Origin of the sequence: Candidatus Glomeribacter gigasporarum BEG34, from assembly GCF_000227585.1 — a bacterium.
Lineage (GTDB): Bacteria > Pseudomonadota > Gammaproteobacteria > Burkholderiales > Burkholderiaceae > Glomeribacter > Glomeribacter gigasporarum_B.
On the sequence record NZ_CAFB01000011.1, the window covers coordinates 11767 to 26564 of the forward strand.

The 14798-nt window shown below is 51.9% G+C and carries 25 protein-coding genes; 13 read left to right on the plus strand and 12 right to left on the minus strand.

Features of this window, described 5'->3' with window-relative positions; genetic code table 11:
- Positions 1 to 43: 43 nt before the first annotated feature.
- From CAGGBEG34_RS00180 to CAGGBEG34_RS11475, 5 genes are all read right to left on the minus strand, one after another.
- Positions 44 to 445, minus strand: coding sequence for a type I restriction enzyme HsdR N-terminal domain-containing protein (locus tag CAGGBEG34_RS00180; protein ID WP_042687060.1), 402 nt, complete (start codon positions 443 to 445; stop codon positions 44 to 46).
- Entirely contained in the window at positions 442 to 579 is a 138-nt protein-coding gene (locus tag CAGGBEG34_RS10860) for a hypothetical protein (protein ID WP_158641736.1), read from the minus strand. The genes CAGGBEG34_RS00180 and CAGGBEG34_RS10860 overlap by 4 nt, the downstream gene beginning before the upstream one ends.
- A 335-nt stretch (positions 580 to 914) precedes the next feature.
- Positions 915 to 1196: a hypothetical protein gene (locus CAGGBEG34_RS00185; protein WP_006681935.1), complete on the minus strand. Its 282-nt coding sequence runs from the start codon at positions 1194 to 1196 to the stop codon at positions 915 to 917.
- Positions 1189 to 1926: an IS1595 family transposase gene (locus CAGGBEG34_RS00190; protein WP_050009255.1), complete on the minus strand. Its 738-nt coding sequence runs from the start codon at positions 1924 to 1926 to the stop codon at positions 1189 to 1191. Before CAGGBEG34_RS00190 ends, CAGGBEG34_RS00185 begins: the two co-directional genes overlap by 8 nt.
- A 97-nt stretch (positions 1927 to 2023) precedes the next feature.
- Complete coding sequence (locus CAGGBEG34_RS11475) at positions 2024 to 2278, minus strand: helix-turn-helix transcriptional regulator (RefSeq protein ID WP_275226106.1); 255 nt, start codon at positions 2276 to 2278, stop codon at positions 2024 to 2026.
- A 138-nt stretch (positions 2279 to 2416) separates the two neighbouring features.
- On the opposite strand from CAGGBEG34_RS11475, the gene CAGGBEG34_RS09895 reads away from it, so the two are divergent.
- Positions 2417 to 2605: a Fic/DOC family N-terminal domain-containing protein gene (locus CAGGBEG34_RS09895; RefSeq protein WP_275226107.1), complete on the plus strand. Its 189-nt coding sequence runs from the start codon at positions 2417 to 2419 to the stop codon at positions 2603 to 2605.
- 88 nt (positions 2606 to 2693) lie between these two features.
- Here the strand turns inward: CAGGBEG34_RS09895 and aspS are convergent, their stop codons facing one another.
- A complete protein-coding gene (gene aspS / locus CAGGBEG34_RS00200; RefSeq protein ID WP_006681936.1) occupies positions 2694 to 4472 on the minus strand; it encodes an aspartate--tRNA ligase in 1779 nt (592 codons plus the stop codon).
- 28 nt (positions 4473 to 4500) lie between these two features.
- On the minus strand, positions 4501 to 5157 hold the full coding sequence (locus CAGGBEG34_RS00205) for a DUF502 domain-containing protein (RefSeq protein WP_006681937.1): 657 nt from the start codon (positions 5155 to 5157) through the stop codon (positions 4501 to 4503).
- Between the two features lie 83 nt (positions 5158 to 5240).
- On the opposite strand from CAGGBEG34_RS00205, the gene CAGGBEG34_RS00210 reads away from it, so the two are divergent.
- Entirely contained in the window at positions 5241 to 5513 is a 273-nt protein-coding gene (locus CAGGBEG34_RS00210; RefSeq protein WP_006681938.1) for a HepT-like ribonuclease domain-containing protein, read from the plus strand.
- Between the two features lie 10 nt (positions 5514 to 5523).
- On the opposite strand, the gene CAGGBEG34_RS00215 is transcribed toward CAGGBEG34_RS00210, so the two are convergent.
- The 3 genes from CAGGBEG34_RS00215 to CAGGBEG34_RS00225 form a co-directional block, all read right to left on the minus strand.
- Positions 5524 to 6168: a hypothetical protein gene (locus CAGGBEG34_RS00215; protein WP_006681939.1), complete on the minus strand. Its 645-nt coding sequence runs from the start codon at positions 6166 to 6168 to the stop codon at positions 5524 to 5526.
- Positions 6165 to 6680, minus strand: coding sequence for a hypothetical protein (locus CAGGBEG34_RS00220; protein WP_006681940.1), 516 nt, complete (start codon positions 6678 to 6680; stop codon positions 6165 to 6167). Before CAGGBEG34_RS00220 ends, CAGGBEG34_RS00215 begins: the two co-directional genes overlap by 4 nt.
- A gap of 205 nt (positions 6681 to 6885) precedes the next feature.
- Positions 6886 to 7245, minus strand: a complete 360-nt coding sequence (locus CAGGBEG34_RS00225; RefSeq protein ID WP_158641737.1) for a hypothetical protein — start codon at positions 7243 to 7245, stop codon at positions 6886 to 6888.
- 104 nt (positions 7246 to 7349) lie between these two features.
- Between CAGGBEG34_RS00225 and CAGGBEG34_RS00235 the strand changes: the two genes are divergently transcribed.
- The 7 genes from CAGGBEG34_RS00235 to CAGGBEG34_RS00265 all read left to right on the plus strand — a co-directional run bounded on the left by CAGGBEG34_RS00235 (position 7350) and on the right by CAGGBEG34_RS00265 (position 11242).
- The gene (locus tag CAGGBEG34_RS00235) at positions 7350 to 7859 is read left to right on the plus strand and encodes a DNA topoisomerase (protein WP_042687066.1); all 510 of its coding nucleotides are present in this window, start codon (positions 7350 to 7352) and stop codon (positions 7857 to 7859) included.
- Positions 7860 to 7862: 3 nt separating this feature from the next.
- Positions 7863 to 8273 carry a hypothetical protein gene (locus tag CAGGBEG34_RS00240; RefSeq protein WP_006681943.1) on the plus strand — a complete coding sequence of 137 codons (411 nt, stop codon included), beginning with the start codon at positions 7863 to 7865 and terminating at the stop codon, positions 8271 to 8273.
- A 34-nt stretch (positions 8274 to 8307) separates the two neighbouring features.
- Positions 8308 to 8772, plus strand: a complete 465-nt coding sequence (locus CAGGBEG34_RS00245) for a hypothetical protein (protein ID WP_006681944.1) — start codon at positions 8308 to 8310, stop codon at positions 8770 to 8772.
- The gene (gene traW / locus CAGGBEG34_RS00250) at positions 8769 to 9473 is read left to right on the plus strand and encodes a conjugal transfer protein TraW (protein WP_042687068.1); all 705 of its coding nucleotides are present in this window, start codon (positions 8769 to 8771) and stop codon (positions 9471 to 9473) included. The genes CAGGBEG34_RS00245 and traW overlap by 4 nt, the downstream gene beginning before the upstream one ends.
- Positions 9474 to 9512: 39 nt before the next feature.
- Complete coding sequence (locus CAGGBEG34_RS00255; protein ID WP_042687071.1) at positions 9513 to 9965, plus strand: hypothetical protein; 453 nt, start codon at positions 9513 to 9515, stop codon at positions 9963 to 9965.
- A gap of 70 nt (positions 9966 to 10035) precedes the next feature.
- The gene (locus CAGGBEG34_RS10870) at positions 10036 to 10434 is read left to right on the plus strand and encodes a hypothetical protein (RefSeq protein ID WP_006681945.1); all 399 of its coding nucleotides are present in this window, start codon (positions 10036 to 10038) and stop codon (positions 10432 to 10434) included.
- 13 nt (positions 10435 to 10447) lie between these two features.
- Positions 10448 to 11242, plus strand: coding sequence for a hypothetical protein (locus CAGGBEG34_RS00265; protein WP_006681946.1), 795 nt, complete (start codon positions 10448 to 10450; stop codon positions 11240 to 11242).
- Positions 11243 to 11301: 59 nt separating this feature from the next.
- On the opposite strand, the gene CAGGBEG34_RS00270 is transcribed toward CAGGBEG34_RS00265, so the two are convergent.
- On the minus strand, positions 11302 to 11589 hold the full coding sequence (locus tag CAGGBEG34_RS00270; RefSeq protein WP_238984911.1) for a BrnA antitoxin family protein: 288 nt from the start codon (positions 11587 to 11589) through the stop codon (positions 11302 to 11304).
- Between the two features lie 85 nt (positions 11590 to 11674).
- Here CAGGBEG34_RS00270 and CAGGBEG34_RS11480 point away from each other — a divergent pair, with 85 nt between their 5' ends.
- Positions 11675 to 11971, plus strand: coding sequence for a BrnT family toxin (locus tag CAGGBEG34_RS11480; RefSeq protein ID WP_042687075.1), 297 nt, complete (start codon positions 11675 to 11677; stop codon positions 11969 to 11971).
- Positions 11937 to 12293: a BrnA antitoxin family protein gene (locus tag CAGGBEG34_RS00280; RefSeq protein ID WP_050009256.1), complete on the plus strand. Its 357-nt coding sequence runs from the start codon at positions 11937 to 11939 to the stop codon at positions 12291 to 12293. Before CAGGBEG34_RS11480 ends, CAGGBEG34_RS00280 begins: the two co-directional genes overlap by 35 nt.
- A 127-nt stretch (positions 12294 to 12420) precedes the next feature.
- Here the strand turns inward: CAGGBEG34_RS00280 and CAGGBEG34_RS00285 are convergent, their stop codons facing one another.
- On the minus strand, positions 12421 to 12711 hold the full coding sequence (locus CAGGBEG34_RS00285; protein WP_006681950.1) for a hypothetical protein: 291 nt from the start codon (positions 12709 to 12711) through the stop codon (positions 12421 to 12423).
- A gap of 333 nt (positions 12712 to 13044) precedes the next feature.
- On the opposite strand from CAGGBEG34_RS00285, the gene CAGGBEG34_RS00290 reads away from it, so the two are divergent.
- Positions 13045 to 13824 carry a LuxR C-terminal-related transcriptional regulator gene (locus CAGGBEG34_RS00290; RefSeq protein WP_006681951.1) on the plus strand — a complete coding sequence of 260 codons (780 nt, stop codon included), beginning with the start codon at positions 13045 to 13047 and terminating at the stop codon, positions 13822 to 13824.
- A 76-nt stretch (positions 13825 to 13900) separates the two neighbouring features.
- On the plus strand, positions 13901 to 14798 hold an 898-nt coding region (locus tag CAGGBEG34_RS00295; protein WP_238984912.1), incomplete at its 3' end, for an ABC transporter substrate-binding protein.

Consider the following 14798-nt stretch of genomic DNA (forward strand, 5'->3'; position numbering starts at 1 on the left):
CTTTTCTTCTCCGGCGCGTGGGATGTCGCTTACCAGTGCAATGTCACCCATCGGGGAGCTTCTCAAAAGCATAGCGTTCCTTCCCAACCCAAAGCCCGTATTTGCAGGACGAGCTTGCGGCCATGTAGCTCTTCAACTGGCCTTCGCCCTTGCTTTTATCTGATGCCTTTATGTCTTCCCGCTTTGTTTCAATAATGATGATGATGTCTTCTTGCTTTTTGCCTCCTGCTTTGAAAACCACAATGTCGGCGCTTTTTTTCGCAGTTCCCATGCGGATAGGGAACTCAATCGCCAGATCGTTTTTGGAATACCCATACTCATCTACCAAACTACGCGCCCACCGCTGGCGGACATTTTCTTCCGGCTTGTCCTTGCGCAGCTTGTCAGTTATGAAGCAGCGGATATTGCCAGGCGGGATTAGGTAGATGATATTATCGTCGCTCATTTCTTTATCAAACGCTGTGTATCATTGGCTATTTCGGAAAGCATGGCGATTGCCTCTTCACGCTTCTCAAGGGCTTGCACGGTGCGCTCATGCAATTCAGCCATTGTGTTTTTTGGCAATATAGGGACAAGCATTTCGCCAATCTGATATGCGTTACATGATCAATCTGGCCGCCGTGTGTATGCCCGGTAATCTGTTTTTGTGCTACAGGGGAAGACAAATACGCATGAAGGAAGCCAACTGGGATTCCCGGTTTGGGAATGATGCGGATTAGGTCATGTGTCGCACACCTATCCGTCAAGCCGCTTGGGAACATAGAAAACACGCCCGATAGTCCCTGAGCACGTTATCAAAAGCCAGCCCTCATGGATAATCAGTTCTTCCATGTCAACATCGGTTTCCTTCGACAGGTAGCGAGGGTTGCCGCTGAAATTTCCGATGCCTGTGAGGCTCATCAGGTCGGTAGCGTTCACATACGGCAGCCCATATGTCTTTTCTTCCGCCCAAATACGGACAAACTGGCCTGGAGTCTTACATCCGCCAACTCGGACAATGGATTCAATGAGGACTTGCTCTTTTGAAGTTCCTGTAGGGCAACAGCCGTTTCCCGGTTGTAATGACTTGCATCGAGACGAACTGCAACATTGTCATAAATATCTTGCAGAGGTACCGCCCATGTTTCAATCTCCGGCACTTTTCTCACAGTCGCGTTTTCTGTGCCGCCGGTTTTTCCAAGAACGGCATCAACCATCTCGACAAAGCGTCCGTGCAGGGGATTGGGAATAGTGAGTATGGGCCTGCTCGCGAATATACTCGCCGATGCTGTGCTTTACGGCCTCATGATGATCGCCTTCCATTCCGAGATAAGAACGATGATCGTCCGTATAGATCGTAGCACTCTTCTGCACACTGGCTTTGATAAAGCCATACAGCGTTTCACGGTCGGTTGAGTCTATCGGCTTGGCAGCGACCATCCCGCCGCGCTGTAACACTCCTGCGATGGCCTTCTTACCGATAGTGCCGCGTCCAGCTTTCAGCTTTTTGAAAGCGTGCTTGTTCTTCTCTTTGCCGCCCATATAAGTCTCATCAACCTCGACTGCCCCGCCGAATAATCCCCCGCGCTGTTTCATGGCCTCGCGGATGCGATGATTGAGGAACCATGCCGTCTTTTGAGTGATGCCTAATTCCTTTGCTATCTGAATGCTTGATATTCCCTTACGGGCGGTGTGCAGCAGGTAGATAGCCATGAGCCATTTGCGGAGAGCTAGTTTGCTTTTGGAAAGCACGGTACCCGTGCGGACGCCGAAATGTTCCCGGCAGTCCTTGCAGCGATAGGGCATCGGTTTTCCTGATTTGATCGTGGCAACGGAAACCGAGCTGCAATGTGGACAAACAAGGTTTCCATGCCAGCGCCTTTCCTCGAAAAAAGTACGAGCCGATTCCTCATTGGGGAATTGCTGGAAGAACTGGTATAGACTCATTTTTCCGGTTTTTTTTAATCACTTTCACGGCAATCTCCATTTGCTATAGTTCGTATTATAGAGGAGATTTTGGTTAGTAAAGTATGTAATTCCTTTTTTAAAGGTATGTATACATGTTTTGTTTATCTTCAGGTATTGGGGGTAATTTGCGTAGTACCTCGTGTAAGATACCCGACGTTAACTTTCCATTGATATTATGAATGTGATTGCTGGCTGTCGGTACACTGCATCCGAATTTATTGGCGATGACTTTACATCTGGAATCCTCGCGCATCGCAATGAGTACTTGTATTTCTTTCTGAGTAAGAGGCGCACGAGGATCAAAATAACTTTCTATATTAAAATGACTCAAGAATTTTTGGATGGCTTCCTTATGAGGATAAAAGCTTTGGTAAATTTTGAGCAGTGTACTTAATGGGACCTGGTGAGTCAGACATTATGTCAACTGGACTGGTGCTGGAGTATCGCCTAATCACAGCGCCGGCAGATTATATTTGTCGTAATGTTTGCGCGTCATGAGTCAACATTAAGTTCTCAGGTTGAAGGCACGCACAGTACTTTAGAGGATGTGCTGGAATTTGAGGTCTCCGGGGAGGGGCATCGAAAACCCAAAGACGCGCAAGAGATTGTGAACTATGTGAGAGCAATGAACTATGGAAATGATGCAGGCATTGGATAATCTGAAGAAGTTTTTGCATCAACGCGGCAAGATGCCAATGTTGATTCAATGGTTGAAAAGCCATTGAAAGCAGGTATGCTGATTGAGATTACTGGCGCACGCGAAGATGCAGCTCGCGTAACTGGCGCTCGTCCACCTGGCTCGGCGCTTGTGTGAGGAGACATTGCGCGCGCTGTGTTTTGGGAAAGGCAATGACATCGCGAATCGAATCCGCGCCCACCATCATTGCGACAATGCGATCCAGACCGAAGGCAATGCCGCCATGCGGCGGCGCGCCATATTGCAGCGCATTCAGCAGAAAACCAAATTTCTGTTGCGCTTCATCCGCGCTGATATTCATTGCACTGAACACTTCGCGCTGTACATCTTCCCGGTGAATCCGCACAGAACCGCCGCCGAGTTCCCAGCCGTTCAGCACCAGGTCATACGCCTTCGCCAAGCAACGGCCTGGGTCAGATTCCAGCTGCTCTAGATGTTCATCTTTCGGGCTGGTAAAGGGATGATGGCACGCGCTCCAGCGCGCCGTTTCCTCATCGTACTCAAACATCGGAAAATCAATCACCCACAACGGCTGCCAGCCCGTTTCACACAGCCCGTGCGCTACGCTAAATTCAGATTGGCCGATCTTCAATCGCAGCGCGCCCAGACTATGATTGACCACTTTTGCACGATCCGCGCCGAAGAAGATCAAATCGCCGTTTTGCGCGCCAGTGCGCTCCAGAATGGCCGCAAGCGCCGCATCGTGCAGATTTTTAACAATGGGGCTTTGTAAGCCTTCGCGCCTTTTGGCGGAATCAATCACCTTCACCCATGCCAATCCCTGCGCCCCATACAAACGCACAAACTCTGTATAGCCGTCAATTTCCCCGCGCGAGAGCGCGCCACCCTGAGGAATACGCAATGCGGCGACGCGCCCGCCGGTCTGATTGGCCGGTCCGCTGAAGACTTTGAAATCGACATCCTTCACGGCATCGCTCAGTTCAGTGAGTTCGAGCTTAATTCGCAAATCGGGTTTATCGGTGCCAAAACGGTGCAGCGCTTCGCTGTAACGCAGCACTGGAAACGGTTCATTCAGTCTGACACCGAGCACATTTTTAAAAAGAGTAGAAACCATCGCTTCAAACAGCGCACGAATTTCGTTCTCATTCAAAAACGACATTTCGCAATCAATCTGCGTAAATTCGGGCTGGCGGTCCGCGCGCAAATCCTCGTCCCGGAAGCATTTTGTAATCTGATAATAACGGTCAAAACCCGCCACCATCAGCATCTGCTTGAATAATTGCGGAGACTGCGGCAATGCGAAGAAACTGCCGGGATGAACCCGCGACGGCACCAAATAATCGCGCGCGCCTTCAGGCGTGCTTTTGGTCAATACGGGCGTTTCAATTTCGATAAACCCCGCTTGATCAAGATAACGACGCGCCTCCATCACGACGCGATGACGCAACCTCAGATTGTGTTGCATTCTCGGACGACGCAAATCAAACACGCGGTGCGTTAAGCGGGTATTTTCAGAAAGCGAATCATCATCCAGCAAAAACGGCGGCGGACTGGACGGATTCAATATCGTCAGCGATTCGCACAATACCTCGATCTGTCCGCTGGCTAATTCTGCATTTTCACTGCCTGCAGGCCGCGCGCGCACTGCGCCGCGCACCTGCACGCAATATTCGTTACGCACGCTTTCAGCAATTTCAAAATGCGCAAGATGATCTGGGTCGCATACGACCTGAACAACGCCCTCCCGATCACGCAAATCGATAAAAATGACACCACCGTGGTCACGCCGGCGCGCAACCCAGCCGCATAAAGATACGATTCTGCCTAAATCCGTCTGGCTCACCAGACCACAATATTGAGTGCTCATTCGATTCCGAACGCCGCCCGACGCAGGCTCACGGGCGCGCAGTAAGATCATGCACAGGCTCCGAGCGATTCAACGGAGTCGCCGGCGTCACCACGCCCATCGAAACAATATATTTCAACGCCGCATCCACTGTCATATCCAGTTCAATCACATCGACGCGCGGCAGCATTAAGAAAAAGCCTGAAGTGGGGTTCGGTGTTGTCGGCACATACACGCTGACGTAATCGCCATTCAAATGGTTGATGACATCGCCGCCCGGCGCGCCGGTCAGAAACGCAATCGTGTAAGCGCCCCGGCGCGGATACTCAATCAGCAGCGCTTTACGGAAGGCATGGCCGTTGTCCGAAAATAGGGTATCGGAGACCTGTTTAATGCTGGTATAAAGCGGCCCGAACACCGGAATATAACGCAACAACGTTTCCCACCATTGCACCAGCGTCTGGCCGATGTAGTTCTGCGCGAGCAGACCGACGGTAAAAATAAACGCGATGGTCAGTAATGTGCCGAGCCCCGGCAGATGAAAACCGAGCAGACGCTCAGGCTGCCAGGCTTCCGGGAGTAGCGTCAGCGTTTGATCCATCGCCCCGATAATCAAACTGATGACCCACAGGGTAATCGCGAGCGGGACCAGAATCAGCAATCCGGTCAGAAAATAGGTTTTTAATGCCGCCTTTCTGGTTGTCATAAGGATTTTGCACGCAAGGGGCGAATTATAGCGCAAACTGACTGATGTATTGAAAACAGCGGAGCCCGTTTGAAACCGGATCCATGCCATATACTGAAAATATGGATAAGGTCAGTTTTCTGCAAAATGCGATGGTACAGGATGCCGTGATCCGCAATATTGAGATTATTGGCGAAGCGGCATGCAACATCGAAAAACATGATCCTGAGTTTGCTGAACAATATCCCGATGTTCTATGGAAAGATGCTGATCTGATGCGTAACCGTGTATCACACGGATATTTCTCTGTTGATCTGGAAGTCGTCTGGAAAACAGTGCAGCATGAAAGGGTTGAACAGCACACTAGATTGCGCTGATCAACAAATCCTATATCACCACCTCCATCTCCGGATGCAGACGGGCATGGGCGCGCATAATATGAGAATAATCTGCTCGAAATGACGTGGCGGTCAGCGGCTTATCGTGAAACGGCGTCATCACCGGATGGGTAAGCAGATGAAGATGCGCGAACGCATCCTGTTGTAGCAAATGAGGAATGAAATCCGGACGACGCGCGATAAAGTCCGCGGGGCGTCTCCAGTCATAACACGCTTCGGCCTGTGCGCCTTCGTCTTCAACGATCCACGCTTTCCAGTACGCAGCGAGTGCTTCAATTAATGCTCTGGACGCGCGGAACAGGCTCAGGACATCATGCGCCTGAATGCGTTCGAGCGACCGAAAGTGCATGGACAACGGTTGCGTATAGCCGACCAACAGATCGATGACGACCATCTCCAAAGTCCGCGCGGCAGCGTACTGTGCCGCTAGATGCAGGTTGCGCTCCACGCTGAATCCTGAGAGGCCCGTGATATAGCTGGGTATTTTTCTCAGGGTCGGCATCGTGATATCGGACAGGCAAATGCGCGCAGGAATGCGCTCAGGCGGACAAAAAAACGGGACCGTGACTTCAATGCCGCGCGGTTTTGAGCGGATCTGTCTTGTTTTGGGCGCGTCATACACCTGGACGTTCATCGTTGTACCCGCCAGGATTTACGCTGGATCGGATCCGGTACGCCCATTCGCTGCGCGACTGCCTGAGCAGTGCTTTCCAGAATGCGGCGCTTTTCCTGGCCCGATGGGGCAGGCAGGCGCTGGATGGCTTCCATCAGACGCTCGACCGGTCTGCTCAAGCGATTGATTTCATCGAACCAGCGATAGGCGGCGACGCCTTCCCGCCCTAACGCGCTGGCGCATTGCGTGCGGTCAGCGGGCTTGTCCGGTGCATAACCCAGCGCCCTCATGAATGACAAAAAATCAGGCGCGCGCTGGATCGGCAGCGTCTCTGGATACTGATCGTACAGCGTGAGGAGCATGCACACGGTGGCATCCTGAATCGGCGCGGCCGGGGTTTTCGAAAGCGCGCCCCATTTGTGATAAGGCAACCCAAGCAGCTCGCAGGCGGCGGCAATGGTGAGTCCATGCCGGATGCGCCACTTCTCAAGATCGAGCGCGCAAATGGGGTCTGGGCTTTTTTTTGAGTGCATGGGTGTTTTGGGGCGCGCTGTACTGGAGAAGACGATATCGGAGCAAAGCCCTGGCATAGGCGCGCAAGAAAACGTTTGATGGCCTTCACCAAAAGCGCAAACATGCTTTCTTCATCAAACGGCGCATGCCGAGCGCCCCGTTGGGTATCGGAATCCATATGAAGATGTGTAGGGAATAGTACGCACCAAACAGATTATACAGACGCTATGAAGGGCGCTTCGACGCTTTCTCCCTGTGCTCTTGCTGGAATATCCATAAATATGTATCATTTATATGATAGGGATAAATCAAGGTCGGCATAAACTCCATCCATATCGTGTTCGACAGTCTATAGGCATCCACTCTTTCGAGGTATTTGATGAAACCTGCATACGCGGAGGCGAATAGCGTAAAGCCCGAATACTGCGCGCCGTCGTTAAGCGCGCGGACAAATGGTTCGAGACGGCGGTGTTCTGGCCGTCGACCCACCCTGAAAGCAGATATGCGATGACGGGCTATATCGACCTTGGGTGGGTCACCGATGCCTGTGATGCCGCGCTGCACCGCGCATTGGGCTTTACGCATGCGCGCCTCCCGCGTCCCAAAAGAAAGGCCGAGAACAACGGTGCAGCTGCACCAGACGAAGTGCGCACACCCGCGATTGAACCTGCAGCCGTACAAGCGCCGCCATGTTAACCGAATCGCTGCCCGCTTCCTGGCAGGTGGGACAACCGCTCAAAGGGGGTGTCGCGCGTGTGCGCTGTGCGCAAACGACGCCTCCGAAGCGTTTTACGGACGGGACGCTGATTTCGGCGATGACCCACATTCACCGCTTTGTCCATTCAGACGCGGACCGGAAGATTTTGCGCGAGTCGAAGGGGATCGGCACGGAACGCACACGGAATGCCATCATCGAACGGCTGAAGCAGCGCCGCTATGTGGTACGCGAGAAGAACGGCGCGTTGCGTCCTACCGAGCGAGGCATCGAGCTGATTCGCAAATGTCCTCGCGCTTTATCTGACCCAGTCACAACCGCCAAGTGGGAAACAGCGCTTGGGCTGATCGAACAGGGAAAAATGACGCCGCAGCAATTCGGCGCGATGATCCGCACGATGACGGCTCAGTTGGTTGAAGCGATAAAAGGCGTCCAGTTCGACCTTAACCGGTTCGGCGTGAAGCCATCTAAAGACACACGTTAGCGCATGAGCCGTGTTCGGATTCCAGTCGAACTGCACCGCGCGCTGGGCGATTATTTCGAGCGCGTATGGAACTGTTCCTTTGCGCTCCAGGGCGAGCCTTGCGCCGCGTCCGAGATTTTTCACCGGAATGGCTTTTTGCCGTTCATTGTGGAACTGGCCAGTCGCAAGAGCCAGCGGATTTTCAATCGGCCGATCGATGCTCAAATCCGACCGCATGAGAACGCTTTACTGGGCAAGACCGTTGTGTTGCCAGAGAAGACGGAACTGCCCGTCGTGCTGCTGCTCGTGTGGGCCGCCGAACAGATGTTCAAGCCCGTGCCCGCGCAGGCCATCGAGCTGTATCCGATCTATGCCTATCATTGGACGCCGACTTCCATGCGCACCCAAGGCGCCTGGCGGCTGCCGGACGTTTGAGCGCATCTGGATGATTCGACGCCTTTTCATCGGAATGATCGCCGCAAGTACTGCCGCATTCCCTCTGGACGTCAGCGCGGGGTCTTGCGCATTGCGCACCCGAATGAGGGCTGCGCAACAGCAGGAACAACAGCGGCGCTTAAACGGCATCGACACACGGCTCGAACATCTGCAATTACTCGATGATCTGGAGCGCGCCTGTCTGGATCATTTTCCTGAATATCCGACGCAATGGCTGGGCAACAGTGCCGTCATGATCGCCGCGTTCAGAAAAATCCGGCAAGAGTCCTGTCAGGCGCTGGCAGAAAAAGCCCGGCAAACGCCGCCCGCAGCGCTTCAGGCGGCGCGCGCACAAGCGCAAAGCCCTCTCCTGAATGCATCATCCACACCTTCCCCATCGGATATGCGCCGGCCAGCGGACCTCCAACCTCCGCGTAAAGCCGCTGCGCCTAAAGCGCAACGCGGCATGATGGATCGCTTAAAACGCTTATTTCAATGAAAAAGCGAGCGTCCATTGCATCTTTAACCGCTGCTGCCCTGCTGTGGATGCCGGTGCATGCCCATGCGGCATGTGACGGGTGCGTGGTCAATGCCGTGCAATCCGCTTCAAGCGCTGTCGTGAATGCGATCCAGACAGGCATCGCGTCGGTGTTAAAGCTGCTGGGCGAGATCGATACCAATCTGTCCAGCGCGGGTTCCAAGATTGCAGACAGCGTGGTGCAGGCCAGCCATACGCAGCGCGAAATGGCGGTTGAGATCCAGCGGCAGGCGGAACGGGAGCGCGTCGCGCGCGAGACGGAATTGCCCATCGATGCGTGCGGCGCATCCGGCAGCAATTATGCGGCATCCGCGGTACGTCATACCCAAATGGCCGCTTCACGCTATCGTCGAGGCGGCGCATCGACGAGCAACCGCGCGTTGAATGTAGCGCTGAATCAACCGGCGCCCGCGATCGACGCCTCGCGTCAAACGACGGCCACAATTCATCTTGCGCACTATTGCAGCGCCATCGAAGCAAAACTCGGTTACTGTACGGCCTCTACTCTGCCGGATGGCGATACCGATGCGGCATCGCTTTTTACCGGAGCCGGCAAGCCGGACAAGCCCGCGGATTTGACTTTTACCCCTGAGCAAATCGATGCCGCACGCGCGTATGCACGTTTAGCGCTCGATCCGAATCCGCCGGAGCACATCACTTAGGAACAGGCGCGCACTGAAAAAGGCAGACTGTACCTTGCGATGCAAAAGGCATACCAGACCAGCATCAGTTCCAGCGAAAAAGCGATGTTCGACGAAATCGCGTCGCACACGCCGTTTCCAGGCAGCGCACAACTGATCCGCGAGATCAAGCAATCGGATGCCGCAGCACGCTATTTCGATGCGACGGCCTCCAGGACGGCGAAGCGGACCGGTGCAATGAGCTTATCCGAGCTGCAGGATTTCGAAGCGGGCCGTCGCTGGCGCAATCCGTATTGGATTGTCGAGATGGCCGCGCAGGCGGATCCGGTACAGCTCGCCCGCGAACAGTTGTTCACGACCGCGTTCATCGCTGAGCTTCAATACCAGCGCTTGCAGAAATCGAAGCATATCGAGGTCTTGCTCGGACAGATTCTTGCTCTGCTGACGCGCACGATGGAGCAACCGAAAATCGAAGCGCAACGGCTTCAGTTGCGCTCACGCGACGCACCATGATCTCAGTCCCCCCTATTCCACCGCCCGCGCAGCAATTGGCGCGCTTTCGAACGGATCGTCGCGTGAATCGGTGCAGCACATCGGTCCATCCGCAGCGTCGTTTCGGTCGGCAGTAGACGCCGCAATAGCGCAACACGATCCATTGTGTATCCAATCCGTAACCCAAGCTTTCGTCGCGTCCTATCGCACATTTTCTGAATCGCTTGAAGCGGCGCGCGCCCATCGATCTATGGATGCGTCGACTGCGGATGTACTCACGCGCATTCTGAATCAATTGAAAAATGAATATGCAGAGGGCTTGACAGGCATGCGCGCGGATATCGCGCGTCTTCAGGCGTGTGATGCGTCCCTGTTTAAAGCGTTCTGCTCAACCGCAAACGACAAAATCGACCGGCTCGAGCAATTTTGGAAAACAGCCTACCCGCATCTTTCAGCGCCCAAGGCGGACGGTATGGAGAGCGGAATATAAAAGGAGTATTTAAATGTTCGTCGGTGATCACAACGTTTCCTCTTCTGTCCCTCTGATCTCGTCCGATCCTGTGCAGCCGAACAAAAAAAGCGTTCTTGCCAATATCGGCAACCACATTGGAGAAACGGCAAACAATTTTTTGGAAGCGCTTCCCGTGGCGAACAGAATCGTCCACTGGGCAAACGAAAGATATGGCGTTGCAGAAGAAAGAGACCGATTCTTGTGCGCACGCATTAACGATCTGACCGCTGCTTTACGCGATATTCTTGCACAATTCGATATACGGGAAACAGAAGATCTCAAACTCAAATTATTGCAAGCGGATCCACATGAAAGACAAGTGATTTATCAGAATATTCTCAAAGAACTGATATTAAAGGCTATCCTTGCTGAAAGATCACAATCGCTGCCCGCCACAGAAGGCGAGTCCTCTGTGCAAAACACATTGACAGAACGCACTCCATTACAGCCCTTAACGCTGACCGGAACGCTCTCTACAATGGATACGGCCGATGTCAATCATTGTTCGGTTCCCGCAGCGCCTGCGCTTGTGGTCACTACTTTTCCAGAAGTGTTTGCTCATGAAGAATCGAAACAATATAAAGAAATACGCCGCCTGCTGGAAATTCTAGCCGCGCTTTGTTTATCTCAATCCGCTGAACAATTGTGTAGCCAATTAAAAGAAGAACACTGGAAAACGCTCGAGATACTTTTGGCGTCTCGCACTGAAAATCAAAATACTCCGGAATTGCAAAGAGCAGAAACAGAAGCAATAAGAACTCAGGCAAATCATTTGAGCGTTGTATAAATCCACGCAAAGTATTCGGGCGAAAGCACGCAACTCTTGTAAAGACCCGTGGATGACGGCTAGGCATGCTTCTGGCTTTCTACATAAGCGCGTAGCACGGCATTAATGCGGGTTTGATAACGGCGGCCCTGTTTTCTAAAGTAGTCGATGATGTCCTGATCGAGCCTGAGACTTATAGGCCGTTTAACTGAAACGTGCGCCCTTTTTTCCGCCTGCTCAAACCATTTGTCCGATAAGGGCGGAATGTCGCTATAGTCGATTGCCCTATCTTGTATCTGTACCAGACGGCGCATTGCGGCCTTGCTCAGCTTTGGCGGGTTGGCTGGATCCACTTCGAATTGCATCATATTTGCTCTGTTCTCGCTCATTGACTTGTATGGTGGAGGAAAGCGTCTTGCCTTTCTCTATAATTTANTATATACAATATCNAGAATGGCCGAACGATACCAGTGGGATGAAGTCAAGCGCCGGAGCAATCNGAAAAAGCATGGTTTCGACTTCCTCCATGCGCACAGAGTGCTGGATAATCCTTTACGAATGGATGTCTCCGGTGAACGNAAGGGCGAACGCAGAATTCAGGCGTTTGCCTATGTGACTGAAGTATCGGCTGTCCTAACGGTTATTTTTACCGAACGCGATACATCGCGAATCATCAGTTTCCGGCCAGCGAGCCGGAAAGAAAGAGAGGTATACGATGAGTGGCTCAAAACTCACGACGATGACGCTTGAAGAGATGCGTGCCGCGTGCGCGCGGGGAGAAAGCAAGACCGATTGGGCGCGGGTGCGCGCGGCGATTGCGCGGGGCGAGGAGCCCGCCGAGGATGAAGATGCGCCAGACGCCAGCGCCGAGATGCGCGCGCATCTCAACACGCTCAAGCGCAAACGCGGCAGACCCCCTGTCTCTGGCGAACCCAGGATTGCCATTGCCTTCCGATGCGATCCCTATGTTCTGGCTGCCTTCCGCGCCTCCGGCCCGGGCTGGCAAACACGCATGAACGCGGCGTTGGCCGATTGGCTGAAAGGGCATACGCCGGCGGAACTGCCGGTCTAAAACAGGTGAGCGCAAGGAGGCTGTCGCTTCCATGATCGTATTCGTCACCGGCGCGTCCAATGGCATTCTTTTGAATTCTCCATGCGTCAGCCGGCGGCGCTCAACCGTTCGCTCAAACCGCCTCTGTTCAATGGCCGGCGTCGGCACTGGGGTCGGCAGCCGTCTGCTCAGCGCCTAAAGCTTCAATGTCTGACACTTCCAAAAAATCCTGCTGAAACCGTTCTCGGATCGATGCGCTCAGCTCGATATTCTCCGCGTGCCAGGCTTGATGAAGCACAGAGGCCAGATCATGAAACAGAGACACCAGCTCACTGCATTGCAGCTCGCAAAAACAGTTCAGGATGTCTTCCAGGCTTGGATGGGCACACTTATTTTCGTAAATCTTTTGCGTCAGCGCTTCTTTGCTCAGGTTTGGCATGGCGTTCCTCCGGTGATCTATTTCGAGCACAACAGGCCGATGTGCTCATAGGCTGCATCGTTGCCCGATCTGAAGGAAAGCGCGTGAAAGAGAACCACATCTATCTGGGTTATTTTTTAATGTGCCGTTGAGGTTTTCATGGGATGTTTCGTTTTTCTCCGATATTTTCAAATCAGGCCAATACCTGATTGATATGAAAATTCAATCTGCCTTAGGAAACCGCTCAAATATCAACGTTTCAGTTTAACTATAAATTGGTGAGTAGAACCAAATATCAAAAATTAGAGTTAGTGTTCAGTCAGTAAAATTATTTTACCGGCTGGAGAAAGCATTATGAATGCAGCTCATATTCTGCCCGATCTAAAAAGAATCAGCTGTAGCGGCGAGTTCTTGTCAGATTTCGTGGAGAAATTTCCACACTCATCTCATGTGAAGGATGCGCACACAAAAAAATACTTAGTGACCAATCATCACATGGTCGTCAATTGTGGATTGCAAACTGTGGATGACATCATTGGATTTACACCGCAAGACATTTTGTTTGATAACACAATTCAACAGAAAAGAAATTTAAATCAAATCACGATATCAAATCATAGCAAGAGCATACAGTTTAACGACAAAATTGAAAAACAGATTCTATCGACTAAACATTCTATAAGCACTGAACGATTTATCCTCAGCAGTAGGGGCAATGTTGAATTTCAAAACGTCACTAAGGTTGGAGTTCAGAACTACGAACATAAAATCATTGCCTTCTTATCCGTTTTTTTTGATCTCACGCGCCAAGTCTCTTTACATAAACTGTTCAGACTCTATCAAGAGTTTTATCCAAGGAAAGAAGCCATCCAAAAATTTCTGAATCATTTCAATATAGAGGGATATTTCGAGCCTCTTGCGCTTCTGACTAATACAGAAATACAAATTTTAATTTCTATGCGCGATGACTCCAGATGCAAAGCGGTTGCCAATGCACTTGGAATATCCGTTGCAACGGCCAGCAATCACATCAGTAACATCCGGAGCAAATTAAATTCAGGGACTTTGCACGATGTGCTGCTCAAATTGCCCGCGATACCGGAAAGTGAACAAAGCATGTATGCATATGTTTAAGAAAAATCTACTTCTAACGGTGCTGATTTTCAGCACGAATGCATCTACGAATATGTTGTCAAGCAGTGTAGCTACAATGCCAGATAAAACGCTTATCTACTGTTTCGAAGCAAGCCCGATAGGGTTCGATGTCAACCGGTCCGGAGCCATTCCAGATCACACGGCAAGCGCAGCCCCTCTTTATAACCGATTAGTTGAATTCGAGCGCGGCGGGACGAAGCTTGAACCGGGTCTTGCCGAGCAGTGGGATATTTCAGAAGACGGCAAGGTTTATACTTTTCATCTGCGGCGCGGCGTGAAATTCCATACCACGCCTTGGTTTAAGCCGACGCGCGAATTCAACGCTGAGGATGTACTTTTTACCTTCGAGCGGATGCGTAATTTGAATATGCCATTCCGTAAAGCGTATCCAGTTGAATTTACCAGTTTTTATTACTCTGGTTTAGACAAAATCATCTCCAGGATTGAAGCGTTGAACGCAGGTCACACCGTGCGATTTACGTTGAATACTGTTCATGCGCCCTTTCTATCTAAGCTAGCAGCGCCCGCTGTTGCATCGATTTTGTCTTCTGAATACGCTGCAAAATTGCTGAAGGAGGGCCATCCCTCTGATATCAGTTGGAAACCGGTCGGCACTGGCCCATTTGTTTTCCAGGAATATGCCAAGGACGCAAGAATTCAGTTCAAGGGCAACCCTGAGTACTGGAAACCTGGCGATGTGCAGTTGTCCAGGCTCATCTTTGATATCACGCCCGATGCAGCGGTACGTATGCAGAAACTCAAGGCAAATGAGTGTCAAGCTGTCACTAGCCCGCGTCTAACGGATATTCCCGCGTTTGAACGCGATCCCAATTTTCACGTGCTCAGCCAGTCAGGCTTCAATGTGAGCTTTCTGGCTTATAACACTACTCATAAACCTTTGGATGATGTGCGGATACGCCGCGCACTGGACATGGCCATCGACAAACAAGCCA